Annotated in this window: 2 protein-coding genes; both read right to left on the minus strand. The window is 62.4% G+C overall.

The annotated features are described in order from the left end of the window. Positions 1–604: tRNA-queuosine alpha-mannosyltransferase domain-containing protein (locus B2W52_RS10285; protein ID WP_286802863.1), on the minus strand; the 604-nt coding region annotated here is incomplete at its 3' end. A gap of 11 nt (positions 605–615) precedes the next feature. Continuing rightward, positions 616–1,338, minus strand: a 723-nt coding sequence (locus B2W52_RS10290; RefSeq protein WP_286802865.1) for an MFS transporter, incomplete at its 5' end; no start/stop codon positions are given.

Genomic DNA, 1,338 nt, shown 5'->3' on the forward strand with positions numbered 1-1,338 from the left:
CCCAGCGATGGTTCCAGAGCAGATGGGGGCAGGCCCGGTTCATAAGTGGCCGGCGATCAGCAAACAACCGGTCCTCGATCGGCACCGGTATCACCCTCGACTTGTCCCGCAGGGTTTCGATCAGGCCCTCGGGCACTGCGTCGGGCAGCTTCTTGAGGAAAGAGTCGGCGCCAGCCAGAAAACTGTCCCGGTTCCAGCCACTGTTGAACACGACACAATCGGCCGAAAGCGCGCTGTACAGGTTCACCATCTGCGGATCGGCACTGGCGTTCTGGCCACTGGATACCGGGAAGGCGAACTGGTTTTCATGCATGTACAGCAGGCAGGGGGTATTGGCCAGGCGCGGATGTAGCCCCCGCAAGGTTGCCAGGTCCACCATGGAGGTGGCGATGATCAGATCCCAGGATTCCTGCAGGAGCGGCTCATTCAGCCAGCTCAGTGGATTGCCACGGATACGCCAGCGGAAGAATCTTGGCGGCAAAGCAAGAAACTGCCATTCATAACGCGGAAACATGGCGCTCAACTGCTCCCGCCAGCGCCTGTGACTGGCGGCATCGTAGCCAGACAGAAGGAGTATTCTCGGCGTGGTTCCAGAGGTCGTCATACGATGTCTCACTAACCAGCCTGAATCTCAGGCCGAGCCCGGGAGAGTGCCCAAAGCCCGAGCACCGGACCGGGGAACAGCAGGAGAACCACCCAGACATTCAACTGGCCCCAGAGCCCACTGGTCAGCCAGATGGCCGGCAGCGTCAGACCAAACCCGACCGCATTCATCACCGCCAGAGAGGAGCCTACCGACTCCCTCGGCGCCGTTGCCGAGGCCAGCGCCGAGAATTGAGGTGAGTCGGCAACCACAGCAATGCCCCAGACAATGAGCAAAACGATCAGCAAGGCCGGCGATAGTCCGTTCAGCCAGGGGTAAACCAGGCAGAAGGCCCCGGACACCATCAGGGCTCGCCGGGCCACCCATTCACTACCCCGTGTTCGGCTGAGCCGGCCACCACCGACGCAACCTGCCGCACCAATGCCAATGACAGCAAACGACAACCAGGGAATAAGTGCGTCACTCTGCCCCATCCGCTGCAGCTCCCGGCCGATGAGCAGGGGTGTTAATGTCCAGAACGCGTAGAGCTCCCACATATGGCCGAAGTAACCACCGGCCACTGCCCGGAATCTCGGGATGCGCAGAGCCGCCAGCCCCTGGCTGAGGGGCAATCGCCCGCTGCTTCTAGGCAGGTGCGGGCCGTCACCCAGCAGAAACACCAGCAGCCCTCCGGCCACGGCAAGACAGGACGCCGCCATCAGCGGCCACTCCCAGGGCATGCCCAGGGTTGCTCC

Source organism: Marinobacter sp. UBA2498, assembly GCF_002341575.1.
GTDB classification, from domain to species: Bacteria; Pseudomonadota; Gammaproteobacteria; order Pseudomonadales; family Oleiphilaceae; genus Marinobacter; species Marinobacter manganoxydans.